Consider the following 20,454-nt stretch of genomic DNA (forward strand, 5'->3'; position numbering starts at 1 on the left):
CAAAATTCTGCTAATTTCGGAAATCAGCGCTCTATCATCCATTGCTCATCTCTTTCCATTAAAAAACACACAAACTATATCACCAGGAAAATTCTGGGGAATGAGATTTGCACCGGCACGCGTAGGCCGGGTTTACAGAGCGCTCACCGCTCGACAGAAGAAACTGATACAGTTGAAGAGGCACCAAACGACCGTGGAGCCTCTCTCTTTGGTTCAACGTGTCGCTCAATGCAACTCGACTGCCAGGGCTTCGGCTTGACGAAGAACGGTCTTCACAGCCTCAGATGCAAGATCAGGTGGGTACCCATGCCGCTGAAGAATTTTCTTCACTGCAATACGCATCCTGGCTCGCACATTATCCCGGCGCCACCAATCCGTACCTGAATTTTTTCGCACCGTATTCACCAGTTCCGCGGCTATTACACGCAACTTATCATTGTCCATGATCTCAACCGCGCTGTCATTTTGCGACAGGGCATCATAAAATGCGCGTTCTTCCGCAGACAAACCGTCGTCAGGTTGATCCCGAAGGTCCTTCGCAATTTCGATCAGTTCCTGAAGGATCTGAAGGGCGTCGACACTTCTATTGTGATATTTAGCAATCGCTTGCTCCAGGCGAGAGGAAAACTCCTCTTTCTGAACGATATTCGTTCTGGTCTTCGCAGAGATCTCACCGTTCAGAAGCTTCTTGAGAGCTTCCACTGCCAGGTTCTTGTACTTCATATTTTGGATTTCGATCATGAAGGCGTCAGACAGAACGCTGATGTCAGGACGATCGAAGCCGCAAGCTTCAAGGATATCAACAACTTCTGTTGAAGCGACTGCACGGTTCACAAGCTGCTGAATTGCGAAATCCGGATTCCTGGATGACCGCCCGACCGGCGCCGCCCCAACCTTTTCCAAGCCTGATCTGACGGCAGAAAAAAAGGCTACTTCTTCCGTGTGCTCCGTAGCCTGAGGACTGCCTGAAGCAAGTTTGAAGGCCTTCACCAGGACGGCAGAGGCATCGCTGAAACGTTTTACAGCACCGCCTTCGCCCAGTCTGTCCTTTTGCAGAATGTGATCGAGTGCACCCGGTAGTACACGAAGCCGCTCAGCAGGTGTCCCCCCCAGGGCCTGAGAATAGTCAAAGCCATGGAACTGGGTGCGCGCCACGTCAAGCGCATCCAGGAAAGCCGCGACGGCTTCGGCTTCACTGATCCCTGTCTGTTGCTGGTCGGACTGGCTGTAGTGGGCAAGCGCACTTTTCAATTCCGCAGCGATACCAATATAGTCAACGACCAGCCCTGCAGGTTTGTCCTGAAATACACGGTTCACCCGAGCGATAGCTTGCATGAGGCCATGCCCTCGCATCGGCTTGTCGACATAAAGTGTATGCATGCAGGGTGCATCAAATCCGGTCAACCACATGTCACGGACGATGACGAGCTTCAATGGATCCGTGGGATCCTTTGTTCGGTTCCTGATCGCTTCCTGGCGGGACTTCGAGCGAATATGGGGCCGAAATTCTGCGGGATCTGTTGCGCTGCCAGTCATGATGACTTTGACCTGACCAGTTTCGTCAGTGTCCCCATGCCATTCAGGCCTCAGTTCCACGATCCTATTGTACACTTCCACGCAGATGCGTCGGCTCATGCACACAATCATCGCCTTGCCGTCCATCGCCTCAAGCCGCGCGTCGAAATGCTCCAGGATGTCTTCGACCACCGTATCCAGGCGCTTGTTGGCTCCAACCAGTGCTTCGACACGCGACCATTTTCGAGCGATCGCCGCCGCCTCGGTATCTTCCATTATTTCGGTGGCTTCGTCGAATTTCTCGTCGAGTTCCCTGGAAAACTCCTCATCCAGCTCGACCTTGGCAACTCGTGCTTCATAGTAGATTGGAACCGTCGCTCCATCCTCGACGGCTTGGGCGATGTCATACACATCAATGTATTCGCCAAATACACCCCTTGTGTTAGCTCCGACCAACTCAACAGGAGTTCCTGTGAAGGCGATGTAAACAGCATTGGGGAGCGCCTGACGAAGTTGGTATGCAAGGCCATGACGGACTTCCCCAGTCTCCTTCTTCATCTTCGCTTCGAACCCGTATTGAGTGCGATGCGCCTCATCGACCATGACGATTACGTTGGACCGGTCCGTCAGTTCCGGGAAAACTTCACCTGTTTCCGGGCGGAATTTCTGAATCGTGGAAAAGACAACGCCACCCACTTCACGATTAAGTAGATCTTTCAGATCACTGATGCTGTCGGCCTGGACTGGATCTTCGCCAAACAGATCCTTGCACCGACCGAAGGTCGCAAAAAGCTGATTATCCAGATCATTGCGGTCAGTCAGAACCACCAGGGTCGGGTTTTCAAGGCCGGGATGCCGCATAACGCGTCCAGCAAGGAAGGTCATCAGCAGAGATTTACCAGACCCCTGTGTGTGCCAGATGACACCTCCTTTGCCATCTCCTCGCTGAGCGGTCAGAATCGTCCGGATGGCCTTCCGTACGGCATGGAATTGATGGTAGCCGGCAATCTTCTTGACCGGTCCTCTACCCTCATCCTCGAACACTACAAACCAGCGCAGCAGGTCCAGAAGCGTCTGTGGATCCAAAAGTCCTTGGGTCAGAGTTTGGAGGGCAAGAGACGTATTTTCTTCGACTATAGTTTCGCCGTCGATGGTACGCCATCGCATGAAACGATCCAATCCGGCCGACAACGAGCCATAGCGGGCGTTCAGCCCATCCGAAATCACGGTAAGGAGCGACGTGCGAAACAGATCAGGGATATCTTCTTTATATGTGTCAATCTGCCGATAGGCGGCGTCGATTCCGGCCCCTTCCGTCCCCTTCAGCTCAACAACGACCAGTGGCAGGCCGTTCAGGAATAGTACCACATCCGGTATCCGAGGATTCTTTCCGACTACATCAACCTGATTGACGGCACGCCAGTCATTCTTCTGGTTTTCCCAATCGACAATCTGAACACGCGCATTGCGTTCTTCACCATCGGCGAAATAGGTCAGAGCCACACCATTGACGAGAAGGTCGTGCAGACGCCGGTTTTCCTGGACAACGTCAGTGGCGTACACGACATCATGTACCCGCGTCGCGGCTTCCTGGAGCGCAGTGACCGGCAGCTCAGGGTTCAGTCGTTTCAGAGCATCGAAAAACACCGGCAGAAGAAAGGTCTCCCGGAAGCTCGTTCGCATCGGATTGCGCATTTCAGGCGAAATTTCAGAACCGTGGTGGACGGAGTACCCCAGCGCCCCAAGGTCCTCCATAAAGACAGCTTCAAGGTCCGCTTCGCTTGCCCAGGCCATCAGACTAAATTCTCCCCAGACTTGAGAGACTGGTTCAGGCGCTTCAGCTGATCTCCCAGGGCGCCGTCAAGCTTGGCAATGTACTGCCCCAGCCATTCTATCATTTCCGGCCAGTTTTCGCGGTTAAATCCATCAAACGGTTTTGCGTACTCTATGCGGCTGGATTTTTTTTCGCCCATCCGTTTCCAATTCAACTCGGCACCAAATTCTTTTTCTATCTCATCCCTTTTCGACTCCAACTCGTCAAACAACCACTTGTTCTCCGCCTTGTCCGCCTTCTGGATACTAAGCTCCACCCGTGCCTCGTCTTTTGAATAGATCAGGTTGTAGACGACACCGGAAACACCAGTTCCTGAACTCAACCAATGATCTTTTGTCGGGCTGATGTTGTTGTAGCGGCTCAGTCCTCGGGCCCGAAGGGCGTCAAGCGCCTGGGTCCAGAATTCAAGGCGCAGCTTGTGGCTACGCCGCTGAACCCCCTGGACAGTCTTAGCCTCGGTCTCTTTCTCTGCCATCCCAATCATGAAATCCGCCGCCTCAGGCGTAGGAATCACCGGCTGGATATCAACAAAGAGTTCTTCTCCAAATACATACGGCACGACCTTGAAGCACCGCGCATCAATGCGATGCTCTCGTAACCAGAGGACGGTCGATGTGACTTCCTTCCTAAAATTGGCAGCGATGAAGATCAGACGCTGGTCATTCCCCGGATTCAGGATGACCTCACCAAGCTCTTCAACATCCAGGAATTCGCAGATCTGCGCCGCAGCATTTCCGCCTCCGCAATACCGGTCCAGGTACTGCTGGTAGATGTCGATGATCTGCGTTTTGGTGAGCCCAGAAACATAGGCGGTGTATTTCAGCGCCTGCCAGGTTACATCCCGACCGCTGTCGTCGAGCTTGTTTTCGATCACCACAAGCTGCCCATCCTTGTCGAGCGCCAGCAGGTCAAGCCGTTCGCGTGTGTCGGCGAAACCGTCGAATTCCTTCTGGATGATCAACAGCTCCTCGCCCAGGGCATCCGGCTGCCCGGCAAGCCATTCCTGGAGGTGCTCCCGCTCACGCAGGTTGAGATCAGAAAATCTTCTTTCTTCAAGCTTTTGAATACGGTTTTTGGACAAATCAACTTGAAACATTATTCCCCTCGAAAATCGGAAAAATCCAAAATAGCCACACCAGCCAATTCTTCCGTTTGAATATACTGAGACATGAATTCGCGGTTTCTGATGTTCTCAAGCACAACTCGCCGCGAAACCGGCATGGAAGCGTTCATCTCGTCCTGAGTGATACCAAGCGCATTTTTCGCATCACACTTTCCGGACATGGTAACCAAGCGATGCCAGGGCTTCATATACTTCTTCAAGTCACTAAGCTTGTTGGTGCCCGCGGCTTTCACCTTTTTAGCACAAGCGATAGAACACCCCCAATAGCTTCGACCGCGATATGGGTGTTCCCCGCCTCCATGCAGAAGCTTGGAATTCACGCCATGATCATGATTGAAGAAAACATACAGCGGGATGTTAGATCCTGCTCTCTTGATCAATTTCCCTGCTTGGGGTGATGACGGGTCCAGCCCGCCATAGTCCTTCGATTTGCCCTTGTAGTATAGGCGTTTAGCCTGCACTCGTAATCCCAACTCACAAAACCTGGTGCGGATGATCCACTCCCAGTCTGCACCGTTGATCCCCTCCTCAGTCTTGTTAAACATGGTCACATTGAGCCCATGCTTCGCGTGATCTCGGGCCATGCGGAGAAGAAGCATCTCAGTGAGTGTTTCCTCCTGGAGTGCCAAGCCGTTATTGAAAGCGTGGCCCTGTTCATTCCAGACCCATGCTGCACGCTTCCGAAGGTAGTCTCTCAAGGAAATCGAGAAAGGCATCAGACGAAGTCCTCCACCTGCTCTTTCGCTTCCCGAACACGCAATTCTCCGGACATCAGGCGCGGCAGAAGCGTGTCGCGGAGGGTGGCGAGGGTTTGGTTTTCTTCGACCTTCAGCCAAACCTGCTCTCTCATGGCGCGCGTTACTCTGCAGAACTCTCGAATGAGCTCGTTACCAGGGTTTAAGATCTCAAAGTCTCGGATATCGTTCTTAGAAAGGCTCGGGAACACTGATCCGGTCGTTTTCTCCAGAAGCCTTTCCAAATGGAAAAGCACAGAGGTTTCGACGAATTCTTGCGTATTATCGAGCCCTCGGACGCCAGCGACACCTCTACCCAGGCAGTATTCCGTGTCCGCGAACGCATGCCTACCTGTGGTCGAACCACGAACACAAACAATGAGATCGCCCCTCTGCGCCAATCGAGTGGGGGCAGTAGTCCATTTGATTTGCCTTAGAAAATACTCTCCATATTCAACGGGACCATTGCAAAGCGGCGTGCCAGCACCTTCGTCATTGTAGGTCGAGCCTTTTGGCGAGAGACCCATCGTGACCTGAGCCAATTCATGCAAGGGGGCATTCTTCCACCCTACCGGCAGGCCATCCTCGCCGAAACTGTCGGGGAAGAGGGCGGCGGTTTGGGTGCCCATGTGGGCCGGGGTACGGCCTGCGGCTTTGGCGTGGACGGGGTCGAAATCGACGAACCACGACCGGTACAGCGCCCGCGCCATCTCTTCCAAGGTCGCCGCAGTCTTGCGGTTTAGTTCGATCTTGTCATCCAGCGCCCCAAGAATACCGGCGATTTCGCGTTGAACATCCAAAGGAGGAATAGGGAGTTCAAATTTCGGAACGTCTCCACACCGCAAGCTACTGAATACGGCGCCCACATTGATATACTTCTCAATCTGCTCCCACCACGCCCGAGACAAACACAGCCAGCGTAGAAAGGGTGGGTGCACCGACTTACCATCCGCTCTTAGCAAAACGAGATTTTGCCCCAACGCAAATGGTGTGTCTGTTCCATCAATTGCTATGACACCAGGGTTGGTTCTGCGTGAAAGAATGACGTCATCCCTCTGAGGTTTCGCCTTTTTCGTCCACTCTACATAGTCCACATGTGAGATCAGGCGAGCGTCCGAAAACTCTACTCTCCCGCTCTTCATTTGAGGGATACCTACATACGGATACCCTTCACTCTGAGCTGCAGGCGTTTTATGAACACAGTCGATCAACTGAACACCAGCATCATGAAAAGTCATAGTGTTCCAAGCGCTCATCCCAACGCCCCCAACCGATCCTCGATCTCCTTCTCCAGACGCCGACCCTCGGCGAACTGGTCACGCAACTCCCCCATCAGGCGGGTGAACTTCTCTTCAAAGGGTTCGTCGTCTTCCTCAGCGGCATCTGCGCCCACATAGCGGCCCGGGGTCAGGACGAAGTTGTGTTTGGCGATCTCGTCCTTGTCCGCGGATTTGCAGAAACCAGGCACGTCTCCGTATTCGCCTGCGTCCGGCTCCCCACGCCAGGCGTGGTAGGCGGTGGCGATGCGGGCGATCTCTTCCTCGGACAGCTCCTTCTGCTTGCGGCTGCCCGGCACCAGCGCGCCCATCTTGCGGGCGTCGATAAACAGCACCTCACCCCGCCGGTCGCGCAGCTTGGCCTCCTTCGCAATGCCGTTGGATTTGTCCTTGGCCATGATCCACAGGCAGGCCGGAATTTGCGTGCCGTAGAACAGCTGCCCCGGCAGCGCCACCATGGCATCCACTGCGTCTCCCTCGACCAGCGCGCGGCGGATGTCGCCCGCGCCCCCGGACATCGACGACATGGAACCGTTGGCCATGACCACCCCGCCAATGCCGGATGTGGACAAGTGGTGATGGATATGCTGGATCCAGGCAAAGTTGGCATTGCCGACCGGCGGCGCACCATATTTCCAGCGCGCATCTTCGCGCAGCAGCTCGCCCGACCAATCGGAGATGTTGAAGGGCGGATTTGCCAGGACATAGTCGAACCGCTCGTCCGCAAAGGCGTCCTTGACCAGGGTACCCTCGGAATTCCAGCGGATGTCGCCAAAGATACCCCGGATCGCCAAGTTCATGCGCGCAAGGCCAAAGGTGGTGTGGTTGCGCTCCTGCCCGTAAATGGCGATGTCATTGCGCTGGCCGGAGTGGGCGTCGATGAATTTCTCGGACTGGACAAAGAAGCCACCAGTGCCGCAGCACGGGTCATAGACGCGGCCCTTGGTGGGCTCGATCATCTCGATCAGCGTGTCGACAACGGATTTCGGGGTGTAAAATTCGCCGCCGCGCTTGCCCTCGGAGCTGGCGAATTCGCCGATACAGTATTCGTAGATGCGACCGATCAGGTCAAAATCGGTGCGGTCGCCATGGAGTTTGAGGTTGGTGAAAAGGTCGATCAGACCGGTGAGCATGGTCCGGTCGATGCTCTCCTTTCCGAAAACCTTGGGCAGTGCGCCTTTAAGGCTTTCATTGTCGGCCTCTATCGCGCGCATGGCATCGTCGATCATGATACCGATTTTGGGGTCCTTGGATTGCTTGGCCAGCGTCGACCAACGCGCCTGTTCCGGCACCCAGAAGACGCTCTCGGCCAGGTATTCATCCGGATCTTCCGGGTCGGAGAATTCTTCATGGGAGAGCTGATCATGCAGGCGCTCAAAAGACATCGAGACATGGCGCAGGAACAGCAGGCCCAGAGCGATGTGCTTGTATTCACCGGCATCCATGGAACCGCGCATCTTGTCGGCGGCGGCAAATAACGTCTTTTCGATGCTCATGATCTGTCCTTGAAAATTCTTCCTGGTCTGCCCTGGAGGCTGAACAACCTTGCGATGAGTTTTGGCCGATTTTTGTCGTTGGTTCAATGATCTGGATCGAAAAGAAAAAAGTTGGAACTTCCTGTCCGCAACTCGTTGAGCAGCATTTTGTCGGCGGCTTGTCGGCGATGCCAATACAAGTTTTTCAATTTAATAGCAGTCACTTATAGATACTGTCGGCTGTCGGCGCCCCCTGGCATTTCCCGGAGTTCGACACTCTATCAAACCCGGTTAGCTGATCTGGGTTCATGACAACACGTCCCGTGCACGCAGAAAAGTAGAAAGGCGTGCAGATGGCACAGAAAACCAAGACCCCAACAAGCCGCAAGACCAAGCCAAGCCTGTTCAATGATCTTCGGGTAAACGATGGTAAGCGCAAACGAGTGCTGACCGAAAAGGAGAAAAGCGACCTTGTCGCCATGCTCGCGGTCAAGGAACGCCCGGAGGCACTGGACATCCTGCCACTCGTGCCTCGTGGCTCCTACATCCAACGCATGCTTAAGCACTTCGACGCCACAGATACCAGCTACGCCCTCCCCCTGTTCCAGTTGATCATGATCGCGTCTTCCTGGCTGACGCAGAATGGTGCCTCATTGATGATCCCAGGAATGAAGCCACATCGTCCGATCCTCTGGACTATCGCTATGGCTTCTTCAGCAAGTTCCAAAACCCTGGCTACAAACCGGGTTAAGGACACTCTGTTTGGCGAGGACCAGACCACCCCAGTTCGGATGTTCCCGAAATATAGCAGCGACGCACAATGGATTATCGACCTGAAAGAGAACAACGGGTCCTATTGGTTCCAGGACGAGGTGGGCCAATTCTTCAAATTGGTTCTAACTCATTCAAATTACGCACGGATCAAACCATGGATTCTCGACGCGTACTCTCATGAGGAAATCGCCAACCGGCTAAAGAGCGAGGAAAACAAGCTCACTGTTACCGATCCGCACTTCACATTTCTGGGCCTCACAGTACGCGAAACGTGGAAGATGAACATTGATCTCCCGAGCATGCTCGACGGCCTGTGCCAGCGCTTCAACTATGTCATAGCTGAAAATCGGACCGACACCGATATGTTCGATCATTTTCTTTTCTTCCAGGGAGAAAAGAACAAGATAGAACAGGAAGGCCTTCGTGAAATGTGGCATGCACTTTGTGCGCAGAAGAACTCCTGCGGCGACTATACGCTGGCCCCAGAGACACTGCCTTTCATTGAAGCGTGGTGGCAGGAGCTTCGCCCGACTTGGGGCAACAGCCTCCTGCCAGGATCCTTCATTCGCCGGATTGGTTTTTCCGTCCTGTCGTATTTGGTGGTCATTCACTTCCTGCTCGGAAGATCGCAGAAGGAAATCGACGTTGAAACGGCACGGATCGCTACGCGCTATGCAGAGTACCACATGGAATGTGCATTGGTGATGATCCGGGAATACGACACCGGTTGGTCAGACCCGGTTCGCATTGTAGCTGAGCGGCGGGAGCGTCACCGCGAAAGAACCGGCAAAGAGCCAACTGCCCGAGAAATCCAGAAAAACCTAAGTTCCAAAGCTCGTCAGATCCTGAATTCGGCCCAGATCAAGGAAATCATGGAGCTGCTTGAAAGCCTCGAAAAACCGAACAACCAACCATTGTTCAATCAGGAGAACGAAACGATTGCAGATCGTTTGCATTCAGAGCACATGGCAACCAAGAAACACGAAGACACCCAGGAATCCTGGAGAAATAAGAAGCGTCTTGCCAGGGTGCTTGAGACCTATCGGTCAGCACGTTTGGTTGCACCATCGGCATCACCCAACGTTCTGGATTTTAGATTGGTGAATGACAACAGAATTGAGGATACGTTGTTTGATGATGTAGGTTGAAGAAGAGGCGACCTTCCCCCGGCCAGTTCACCATGATGGCACCGAGCAATTGCACCTTCAAGGTGCGCCATTTACAACTCAAAGGCGCACCCAAAACTCATTGCACTCCTCGATTGACTCCCCCAAATCACAATTCAATACTCTTACCGCAGCCAATATTTTGCGGAAAATCAATGTCCTATTCAAAAGCAACCGATTTGCTACGTCTTGCCGATTTCGCAGCCGCCAGGCATCGCGGTGTAACCCTTCAGGAAATTGAAAGGGAATTCCAAGTCACAAGACGTACCGCCCAGCGAATGACGAGTGCCCTGGAACAGGTTTTTCCGTTCTCAGTAGAAATTTTAGTCGACCCAGACCGGACGAAAAGATGGACCCTTCGTGAGGCTCCCTTGGCTCGTCTGCGTCTGCACGGCGATGATGAACTCGAAGCACTTGACTATTCGATCGAAAGACTGTCGGAGAACGGTGATTTCAGACAAAGGAATGCGCTTGCCGCGCTTCGTGACCGATTGATGGCGGCTTTGCCTGCCCGTGAGGCACGCCGCCTGGAAGCGGATTCCGAGTGGATGTTGGAAGCTTACGGCGTTGCCGCCAGACCAGGTCCCGCGACACACATATCAAAGGAAATCAGTGAAACTATTTCGGATGCCATCCGTGGACCCTACCTGCTGCGTTTCTCATATAGAGGCACTGCACGTTTTGTCGAACCGCATGGCGTCCTTCTGGGCGCCCGTCGGTACCTTGTGGCCAGAAGTCCGGGTGAACAGAAGTTGAAACATTTCCGGCTCGACTTGATCACTTCGGCCGAAGTGATCAAGGAATTCTGTGAGCGCGACCCTGATTTCGATCTCAACGATCATGCAGCCCATGCTTTCGGATCATATCAGAGCGCCGAGGAATACGGCCCGGTCCATTGGCGGTTTTCACCGGATGCAGCTGAACGTGCTGCAGAGTGGCACTTTCATCCAGCCCAACAAACCGAGCACCAAGAAGATGGCTCACTCGACGTTCGCTTCTTTGCCTCTGGCTGGTTGGAAATGGCGTGGCACCTATACCAGTGGGGGGACAACGTAGAAGTCCTTAAACCACCGCAATTAGCCAAGCTGGTCGAAGGATTTCAACGTGGTGATTTCAACGCGCTCCCTTAAACATGTTCACATTACGTTCCACACCTCAAGAATTTCTTTCATCCCTCCACGACAGAGCATGACAGATATTGACACCCTTGCATGACATGTTGGCATCGACAGCCCCCGCAGGGATTCCATTCGCCATGAAAGGCTTGCACGATGACAGGAATTCGCTTCCTCCACACCTCTGACCTTCACCTTGGCAAACCCTTCGGGCGGTTTGACGACGAGGTTATCGCAGATCTTCGCCAGGCACGCGCCGAGATCATTCCTGTATTGATCGAAGTCGCAGACGAACAGGAGGTTGAGCACATCCTTCTTGCCGGTGACACATTCGACCAAGAAACCCCTTCGCCGCGCCTCATACGTCAGACCATTGCGGCTATGGCGCAGGCGGAACATCTGAACTGGTGGATCATCCCGGGCAACCACGACAGCCTGACTGCCGACCTAATCTGGCAGACTTTCGAAGAGTATGCCCCAGAAAACGTTCACGTGCTGCGCGACGATGCTCCCGTTGCTTTTTCAGAAGATGCCTATCTTTTGCCCGCACCCTGTCCGCGGCGTACGCCAGGTTACGATCTGACCGAGGCCATGGGGCAAAAAATCACGCCCAAAGGCGTTTTTCGCATCGGCCTTGCTCACGGAGGGGTCGTTGATTTCCGACCCGACGAACCAAGTGCAGAAACCATCCCACCAGACCGTGCCGAGCTCGCCAATCTGGATTACCTCGCACTGGGCGACTGGCACGGCAACTTGGAGATCACGCCCCGCACGCATTATTCAGGTGCGCCGGAACGGGATCGTTTCAAGCACACCGGCCAAGGAACCTGCCTTCTGGTTTCGCTGGACACACCGGGCGGGGTGCCGGAGGTTTCGGAACTTCCTCTGGGAAAGTACGATTGGCAGGACCTGGAATTGCCGCTGTCACCCGGGCTCAATGCGGTGTCAAGCCTTATGGCTCTCCTTCCGGCAGACGTCATCAAATGGCGCAACACTCTGGTCAAGCTGCACCTCCGGGGATACGTCCACCTTGATCAACGGATGGCTTTGATGGCGAAAATCCAAGGGATCACCCCGGAATTTTGCCACTTCGAATACCGAGACCACCAACTGCATACCGAGTATCAGCCTGATGATCTGGATCAGATCGCACGCGGTGGGGCACTTCGAATGGCGGCCGAGGCCCTGAAGGACGAGGCAGACGATGCCGACCTGTCCCGCTCGGATCGGGACATTGCCGATGCGGCGCTGACCCGGCTCTACAGCCTGGTGAAGGAGACCGCGCAATGAAGCTCCTGTCGATCCGCATGAATAACGTCCGCCGTTTCACACAGCCTGTGGAAATCTCGGATATTGGCCCTGGCCTGAACGTACTGGCCGCGCCCAACGAACAGGGCAAATCAACCCTGTTCGACGCCCTGCATGCGTTGTTTTTCTTCGAGGCAAAATCCTGGAAACTGAAGGAAGCCGCAACTCTTGCCCCCCATGCCGGTGGCAATCCCGAGGTTTCGGCAGAAATCGAAGTGGAAGGGAAACCCTATCGGGTGACCAAAGTATTCTCGTCGAAGCCCGGCCAACGGCAGGTTAGCGTTCATCGGGATGGTCACCTGTTCAAGCAGGCGGAAGAGGCCGAGGACTGGATCCACGCGCTGATCAAGCCACCCAAGGATGGCGGCCCCGCCGGCCTGCTCTGGGTTCGCCAGGGGGTGACGACACTGCAAACCGGCAAGGAAGACGACACCTTGGCGGCGCGGCGTGATCTGCTGTCCTCCGTCGCCGGTGAAATCGATGACATCACCGGCGGCCGCCAGATGGAGAAGATCCGCGCGGCATTGAAAGGCGATCTTGAGACCTATCTGAATAAAAACGGCAGCCCCAAAAAACACGGCCCCCTCTGGCAGGCGGAGCAGGCCGTTGCCGAGCTGGACAAACAGAAGGAGGAACTGCGGGGCAAGGTCGACCGGCTGCGCGCCATGCTGACGGAACGGCGAGAGCTGAGGGACGAAAGAGCCGCCCTCACCGATCCCGTTGTCATGAGGGAAAGGAATGAAGCACTGGAGACTGCCCAGGCGGCGTTGAGAGCCGCTGAAGCCTATCTTGAGAACCAGGCGAAGGCTGACGAGGCAAGCCAGACGGCGCAGCTTGTGCTGGATACTCACCGCGACCGGATCAAATCGGGTGAAGAACAACTGACAGAATTCCGCAATGCCGAAGCGGCGTTGGAGCAATTCCTGGAGAAAGTCGCCGGCGCCGAGGCCCAACTGGCCGAAGCGGAACAGAACCTGAAAAAGGCCAAGACCGCTGAAGAGAACGCCCGGAAAGACCAAATCTCTGCTGAACAAACCCGCGATGCGGTTCAGGCAGCCGAAGCCGGGCGCAAGGGGGCGGAACGCCGCCAGGAGTTGACCAAGCGCCTGGTAGACGCCCGGCGTCACTCCACCGAAGCGGCAACCGCCCGCAAAACTGTTGATGCCTCACCCAGTGCCCCTCGGATGGAACGGTTGGAAGGCGCTTGGCAGGAATTCGAGCTTCTGAAACGCGCCCGTGAAGCCTCGGCAGCCGCCATCACGCTGGCCGTCGAGCCCGGACAGCAGGATCGGGTCACGCTGGACGGCGCCCCGCTGGAACCGGGGCAACGCAAAGCCCTGCCCGACGGAGGCGACATCGCTATCGTCGGCGTCGGCGCAATCCGTGTGCACCCGGCCGAGCAACATGACGTAGTCGCTCTTGATGAGGCTCAGGCCGAATTCGACATTGCGCTCGAAGCGACAGGCTGCCCATCCCTGCAGGATGCCAGGAAGGCCGAAAAGGCCCGAAAGTCGGCTGAGGGCGCCCTGCGGGACGCGAACGCTAAGTTGAAAATATCGGCGCCCGACGGAATCCAGGCCCTTATGGAGGAAATCTCCACCCTGCCTGAAACCGTGGCGGAGGTTGAAAACCTTCCCTCCCAGACTGATGCCGATGCGATGTTCCGCACGGCCAGAGCCGCGCATGACCGAGCCCGCGCCGACCTGGAAGGAGTCCGTGCCGCTTTTGACGCCAGGCACGGGGAGGCACGCGAATTTCGTGTCCGTCGGGACGAAGCGCAAAACCGGCTTGATCGGGCCTTGGGCGCGGTCGAGGATCCGGCCGAAAAGGGCAACGAGCTGACCAAGCTGCAAGCGCAGACACCTGAGTTTGAGAACGTCCTCACAGACGCCCAAAAACTTGTCCAAACACTCGCGGTCGAAGCACCTGACATTACCCTTAGGCAAGCCGGGGCGCAGAGGGCGCAAAACGTGGCCGACCAGGCTGCCAGTCGTCTGACTGAGATCGGCAACCAACTGGCACGCCTTGAGGCCGTCATCGAAATAGATGCCGACTTGGCCATTGAGGAAAAACAGCTGGAGGTGGAAGGGAAACTGGAAGCCGCCCTGTCTTACGCCGAGCAAGTTCAGGCCGAGGTGAAGGTTCTCCAGCGGCTTGATACAGCGCTTTCCGGAGCCCAGAAGCAGGCTCATGACGCCTATATCGGCCCGATCCGCAACGAGTTGCGCCCCCTCCTGAGCATGGTGCTGCCCGGTGCGGAACTGACACTGGACGCCGACAGCGTGCTGCCCACCGGCCTGTCCCGCCCGGAAGGCGAGGACAGCTATGACCAGCTGTCCGGTGGCACCCAAGAGCAGATCGCATTGCTGGTGCGACTTGCCTTCGCCCGCCTGCTGGCGGAATCCGGAACGCCTGCTCCAATCATCCTGGATGATGCGATTGTCTATACCGATGACGACCGGATTGAGCGCATGTTCAACGCCCTGACCCAACAGGCCGGTGACATGCAGATCATCGTCCTGTCGTGTCGGCAGAAAGTGTTCCGGGGATTGGGGGGGCAGACCTTGTCGATCCGGCAGGCGGCGCAGGAGGTCGGCGTATGAAACGGGAAAACGGCGCCCTTCAGCTCTCGGCATCAGACCTGATGCGGTTCATGGCCTGCCCCCACGCGACGCGCTTGGACCTGTTGCGCCTTGACGGTATGGGGCCAAGTGAGGTCGAGGACAGCGAGGATGCCGCCCTGTTGCAGAAACGCGGCGATGCGCACGAGGCCGCGCATCTGGCTACCCTGAAGGAGCAAGGCAAGTCGGTTGCCTGTATCGACACCGATGGCGTCCCCTTCGCACAATCTGTTGCAGACACTCAGGATGCACTGCTGGCTGGCCCGGAGATCATTTTTCAAGGCGCCCTCGAAGGGGGCATGTGGGGCGGCTATTCCGATTTCCTGGAACGCGTCGAAACTCTGTCGAATCTCGGCGCCTATTCCTACGAAGTGGCCGACACCAAGCTGAAGCGAAAGCCAGCTCCCGGACATGTGCTGCAACTGGTACTCTACTCGGACCTTCTGGAGAAGTTGCAAGATGTTGCGCCCGAACAGGCCCATGTCGTGTTGGGCAGCGGTGAACGCTTTTCGTTTCGGCTCGCTGAATACGCAGCCTACGCGCGGGGTGCGCGGGCGCGGTTGGAAGGTTTCGTAGCTGATCCGCCGGAAACGCGCCCTATCCCCTGCACCACCTGTGACCTGTGCCGGTGGCGCGAGCATTGCGCCGATGTCTGGACCAACGAAGACAGCCTTTTCGAGGTCGCGGGGATCAGCAAGGCCCAGGTGGCCAAGCTTGAAGCCCAGGGGATCACAACCCTCCAAGCTCTTTCAGAATTCGAAGGCACTGTGCCGCGCATGGCATCTGAAACATTCCGCAAGCTGTCTTCACAGGCACGGCTACAACAAGCCCGCAAATTCGGCCCTCCATCCCATGAATTGCGCCCGCGCCAACCGGGCAAAGGTTTTGACCTTCTGCCTCGACCCGTTGAGGGTGATCTGTTCTACGACATTGAAGGAGACCCACACTATGAAGAGGCCGGGTCGGATGGTCTGGAATACCTGCACGGGATCTGGGACGGCAAGGATTTCACGGCTTTCTGGGCTCATGATCGTACCGAGGAAAAACAGGCCCTGATCGACCTGTTCTCCTTTTTCGAAGAGCGTATCAGCCGCCACCCGAATGCCCGTATTTATCATTACGCGCCTTACGAAATCACCGCCCTGCGCCGTCTGACGACACAGCATGGCGTGGGCGAGACCCAATTGGACGGCTGGCTGAGGGAACATCGGTTCGTGGACCTCTACAGCGTTGTGCGAGGGGGAATCTTCGCCTCGGAACGGTCCTATTCGATCAAATACCTCGAGGCCTTCTACGACATCGAACGCGCCGGAGAGGTGACAACCGCCGGTGGTTCCGTCGTCGCCTACGAGAACTGGCGCGAAACCAGAGATCAGGTCATTCTCGACGAGATCGAGGACTACAACCGTATCGACTGTGTTTCGACCGAATTGCTGCGCGACTGGCTCCTATCGATCCGACCTGATGATCTGGGAACCTGGCACAATCTTGTCGAGCCCGACCCCGAGAAAGTCCAGGTCCAGGAAGAGGCTGCGCAGGAGCTGAAAGACAATCTGGAGGCATCGGACCTGCCAGCAGAACGCCGGCAACTGCTCTATGACCTGGGCATTTTTCACTGGCGCGAGGGGAAGCCGGCTGCATGGGCCGTGTTCGACGCCGCCCAGAAGTCTTTCGAGGAGCTTTGTGACGACCTTGATTGCCTGGCAGGACTGCGCGCAACGGGACCGCAGGAAGTCGACAAGCGGTCATGGGCCCGCGAATACACCTATCCTCCGCAGGAAACCAAACTTCGTGCGGGGAAAGGCGCGGTTCTCATGCTGCCCGATGGCCAAACCGTAACCCTGTCAATCAAAAGCATCGACAGGACGCGGCGTCGGGTTACCTTGCGGATCGGCCAGTCGAAGGGGATCGATCTCCCCGATTGGCTGAACCTCCTGCCGGACTTCGCCATCAACGCCCGACCGATCCCTGATGCAATTGCCGCAGTGGCAACCGATCAGTGTGGCGCCAAAGCCAATCGCGCCGCGGACGATCTCCTTTCCCGCAACCCTCCCCGATTTCATAGCGGCTTCACTTTGCCAGACGGGCCGAGTGGAGATCCCGTAGAGAACCTGAAGAATGCGGTGCGCGCCATGGACGAGACCGTGTTGCCGGTTCAGGGCCCTCCCGGAACCGGAAAGACTTATGTGACCGCCCGCGCCATTCTGGCACTGGTCAGGGATGGCAAGCGCGTCGGTGTTGCCTCCAACAGTCACGCCGCGATCCGCAACGTCCTCATGGGCTGCATCGACGCCCTGGAAGAAGGCGATCTGGACATCACCCTGGAAAACTTGGAGATCGCCCATAAGGAAGGCCAGGGCATGGATCCTTTGCCTGATGGATACGAAGCCATCGCGGCCATCAAGGGAAATCAGGACCAGCGCCTGACGGGCTCACACGTTGTCGGTGGCACTGCTTGGCTCTTTTCCCGCCCGGAACTGGCCGACACCTTCGACTACCTGTTCATCGACGAGGCCGGGCAAGTTTCCCTGGCCAATCTTGTCGGCATGTCAAACGCCGCACGGAACTTTGTGTTGATCGGCGACCCTCGCCAACTCCCCCAGGTCGTCCAGGGATCGCATCCCCCTCCCGCTGATCTATCCTGTCTGGATTGGCTACTCGGTGAACACGCGATCATGCCCCCGGATCGTGGAATCTTCCTATCCACAACACGACGCATGCACCCGGATCTATGTGCATACATCTCTGAGCAGTTTTACGAAGGCAAACTCCAATCCCATGAAAGCACCGCAAATCAGAGGGTTGTGGCGGCCGCACTCCCTGAGACTGGTGCATGGATGATTCCAGTCTATCATGAAGGGCGCGCGCAGGAATGCCCCGAGGAAGTTGCAGCAATCGTGGCAACCGTCGAAACGTTGCTGGGTGGCACATGGCGCGACAAAGGCGGTTCCGAGCGACAAATTCGCCCCAACGACATCATTGTCGTGGCCCCCTACAACGCCCAGGTAAACGCCCTGTCTGATGCGCTGCCCGGCATTCGGGTGGGCACCGTTGACCGATTTCAGGGCCAGGAGGCACCAATCGCCCTGATCTCGATGACTGCATCCTCTGCCGAGGAGACTACACGAGGCCTCGAGTTTCTGTTGTCCCGCGAACGTCTGAATGTTGCTGTGTCGCGTGGCAAGGCGCTCAGCCTTGTCTTTGCCTCCCCTCGCCTTTTGTCGACACCTTGCGCGACCGTGGACCAGATGCGCCTCGTCAATACTCTCTGCGCCCTCCCTCTCCCGCCCTTAGGAGGAACAACCCCATGAGGAACATGCCAACCGACCTGACTTTTCAGGAGCTGAAAGACAAGCAGCGCGAAATCCGGGATGGATTCCCCGAGGCCTTCGGCCTTCGGATCCACCGGGCCATCAGCTGGGTCGGACGCGCCGAGAAGGACGCCAGCGATCTGGACGCCGCTTTCCTGTTCTACTGGATTTCTTTCAATGCAGCCTACGCGGACGAACGTGACGCACAGAACGAGCGCGACATGTTCAATTGGCTGTTCACTCACCTGACCGAGCTTGACCCTGAAAATCGCCTCTATGCAGCAGTCTGGAACCGGTTCACCGGGCCGATCCGGCTCTTTATTGAGAACCAGTTCGTGTTCTCGCCCTTCTGGGCCCATCACAACGGACACCCAGGGCACGATGACTGGCAAGAGCGCTTCGACAGGGCTCGCAGTGCCTTTCACAGAGCGCTGGCTGAACAGAGGACTGTCGACATCCTGTCGATGCTGTTCGACAGACTCTACGTACTACGCAATCAGCTGATCCATGGAGGCGCAACTTGGAATTCGAGGGTGAACCGCGACCAGCTTCGGGACGGTGTCGCCATCTTGTCGGTTCTGATGCCTGTCATGATCGACATCATGATGGACAATGCAGACGAGGAATGGGGCAGACCCTTTTACCCGGTGGTAGAGGGCTGAAGTTTTCCTACAGCCAGGATCCGCTGTGAAGCGGTCTTCATTAGGTCTGCAGGAAGCACTCCTATAGCCCACGTACCAAGTTGATTAGACGACGAAATTCAACATCGGGCGACGCCTGTTTCCAGAAATTGATAAAACGGCATACCAGTTGAACATTCTCGAACGAGTAATGGCCGTCACTGTCAATCCGGTCCAAGGAAGGCAGCATGTTTTTGTCGTCATGCCTTCCGAGATACTGAAAAGGAAGCCCAGTAATAGCGCAGCGCCCTTCCTGGATCTCCAACAAATTGCGGATCTGTTTCTCAAGCTCCACTTCTGTCATGTGAAGCTCTTTGTTCTTTACCGTGCGTTCCACAACCTGACCATTTGACATGGACACTGTATCCAAAACGGAATGCTTGATGTCATAAATGGATTTTTCCTGCGCGCCCAAAAGAAATCCATCGGCACCGCTACCCGCTTCCAGTTCACCGGCTTCCAGCTCTTTCAGCAGGGATCCATAAACCCACAGAAATGAGTGGGCGTCTACCAAGCGAACGTTCTCCAGCCCTGCGGCCGCTGCGATCTCAGACCGCAGGGCATCGAGCAACCCATTGAACGCTAAATAGTTTTGCCAAGAACAGCTTCGAAGGGTTCGTAGTTCCACTCCCATTTGACAAAATACGCGATCGAACCCGGTTGGCTGAATCGGCATGTATCGACCCATATCTTTCAGGAAGAACAGATACGCGATTAGTGGATACTTGCGCTGTGTGGCCTCCGCCAGAGCCTCAAAAATCGCGCCTGCTTCCGCTCGTTCATGAAACAAGTCAAACAGCAGTCGCTCCATCTTGTGACGGAGTTTGACATCACCACGGGCTTCAAGGATGGCTTTGTGGTCCCGGTTGGCATGGCCGAAACGGTTCTGCCAAAAAACGAGATTGTTAGTCAGGTTACCGTGCGAGGCTTGGATTTCGATAGAAGCGATGACATGGTTCAAGATGTCACCTGAGCCTATCTGTTCTTCCCTCCAAGTCGATGAAGAAAGGCGCTCCAGAGCCAGTTTTCTCAACTTGGGTTTGTAATTCTCCCAGGCAGCAATCAAACCTTCATCGAAACCCGTGAACGGCGGTGCAGAACGTCGATGGAGCAGTTCTTGGAGATGACCAAAGGTGGATCCGAAATTGATTTCCGTCTCTGCTTGATAGGTATCTGTTTCTTCGGAATGTTCATACCAAGTCAAGAAATTCAATAGCCCCTCTTGGGTTTCAATTGCGACCCGGGGTACTCCCCTTCCTTGGTTCAACGCCGAAAGCTCTCCATTCAAATCGTGGTTCATTGCTGGATCAATATTGCTTATACCTCTGATCGCCGGTGCAACGGGAGGCTGATGCCAAATCCGAGCCGATTTCTGTCCTGGACGAATTGCAAGAACTTTCCCCGATTTCGTTCTGAAGCCGATCGCGTAAGCCACTGATTTTGTTGGTTGGCCCAGTGCGTGCTCAAGCAAGTCGATGGTTTCGGATACACTCAAAGTCATTTGAAAACCGCTTTCCTATT

General features: G+C 55.8%; 12 protein-coding genes. 6 read left to right on the top strand and 6 right to left on the bottom strand.

Annotated elements, in window-relative coordinates; genetic code table 11:
- Positions 1-225: 225 nt before the first annotated feature.
- The 5 genes from TRL7639_RS12470 to TRL7639_RS12490 are packed head-to-tail and all read right to left on the bottom strand — an operon-like array spanning position 226 to position 7,979.
- On the bottom strand, positions 226-3,309 hold the full coding sequence (locus TRL7639_RS12470; protein ID WP_085795966.1) for a type I restriction endonuclease subunit R: 3,084 nt from the start codon (positions 3,307-3,309) through the stop codon (positions 226-228).
- Complete coding sequence (locus tag TRL7639_RS12475; protein ID WP_085795967.1) at positions 3,309-4,445, bottom strand: DUF4268 domain-containing protein; 1,137 nt, start codon at positions 4,443-4,445, stop codon at positions 3,309-3,311. Before TRL7639_RS12475 ends, TRL7639_RS12470 begins: the two co-directional genes overlap by 1 nt.
- Positions 4,445-5,188, bottom strand: coding sequence for a DUF6615 family protein (locus TRL7639_RS12480; protein WP_085795968.1), 744 nt, complete (start codon positions 5,186-5,188; stop codon positions 4,445-4,447). The genes TRL7639_RS12475 and TRL7639_RS12480 overlap by 1 nt, the downstream gene beginning before the upstream one ends.
- Entirely contained in the window at positions 5,188-6,462 is a 1,275-nt protein-coding gene (locus TRL7639_RS12485; protein ID WP_085795969.1) for a restriction endonuclease subunit S, read from the bottom strand. Before TRL7639_RS12485 ends, TRL7639_RS12480 begins: the two co-directional genes overlap by 1 nt.
- A complete protein-coding gene (locus TRL7639_RS12490; protein ID WP_085795970.1) occupies positions 6,459-7,979 on the bottom strand; it encodes a type I restriction-modification system subunit M in 1,521 nt (506 codons plus the stop codon). The genes TRL7639_RS12485 and TRL7639_RS12490 overlap by 4 nt, the downstream gene beginning before the upstream one ends.
- A 332-nt stretch (positions 7,980-8,311) precedes the next feature.
- Here TRL7639_RS12490 and TRL7639_RS12495 point away from each other — a divergent pair, with 332 nt between their 5' ends.
- The 6 genes from TRL7639_RS12495 (at position 8,312) to TRL7639_RS12520 (ending at position 18,915) form a co-directional block, all read left to right on the top strand.
- On the top strand, positions 8,312-9,880 hold the full coding sequence (locus tag TRL7639_RS12495) for a DUF3987 domain-containing protein (RefSeq protein ID WP_085795971.1): 1,569 nt from the start codon (positions 8,312-8,314) through the stop codon (positions 9,878-9,880).
- A 32-nt stretch (positions 9,881-9,912) separates the two neighbouring features.
- Complete coding sequence (locus TRL7639_RS12500; RefSeq protein WP_235820315.1) at positions 9,913-11,028, top strand: helix-turn-helix transcriptional regulator; 1,116 nt, start codon at positions 9,913-9,915, stop codon at positions 11,026-11,028.
- A 141-nt stretch (positions 11,029-11,169) separates the two neighbouring features.
- Entirely contained in the window at positions 11,170-12,303 is a 1,134-nt protein-coding gene (locus TRL7639_RS12505) for a metallophosphoesterase family protein (RefSeq protein WP_085795973.1), read from the top strand.
- A complete protein-coding gene (locus TRL7639_RS12510) occupies positions 12,300-14,924 on the top strand; it encodes an AAA family ATPase (protein ID WP_085795974.1) in 2,625 nt (874 codons plus the stop codon). The genes TRL7639_RS12505 and TRL7639_RS12510 overlap by 4 nt, the downstream gene beginning before the upstream one ends.
- The gene (locus TRL7639_RS12515) at positions 14,921-18,253 is read left to right on the top strand and encodes a TM0106 family RecB-like putative nuclease (RefSeq protein ID WP_085795975.1); all 3,333 of its coding nucleotides are present in this window, start codon (positions 14,921-14,923) and stop codon (positions 18,251-18,253) included. Before TRL7639_RS12510 ends, TRL7639_RS12515 begins: the two co-directional genes overlap by 4 nt.
- Entirely contained in the window at positions 18,250-18,915 is a 666-nt protein-coding gene (locus TRL7639_RS12520; protein WP_165759805.1) for a HEPN domain-containing protein, read from the top strand. The genes TRL7639_RS12515 and TRL7639_RS12520 overlap by 4 nt, the downstream gene beginning before the upstream one ends.
- A 61-nt stretch (positions 18,916-18,976) precedes the next feature.
- Here the strand turns inward: TRL7639_RS12520 and TRL7639_RS23225 are convergent, their stop codons facing one another.
- Positions 18,977-20,434, bottom strand: a complete 1,458-nt coding sequence (locus TRL7639_RS23225) for a hypothetical protein (RefSeq protein WP_207559663.1) — start codon at positions 20,432-20,434, stop codon at positions 18,977-18,979.
- Positions 20,435-20,454: the final 20 nt, after the last annotated feature.

This window comes from Falsiruegeria litorea R37, assembly GCF_900172225.1.
In the GTDB taxonomy this organism is placed as follows: Bacteria; Pseudomonadota; Alphaproteobacteria; order Rhodobacterales; family Rhodobacteraceae; genus Falsiruegeria; species Falsiruegeria litorea.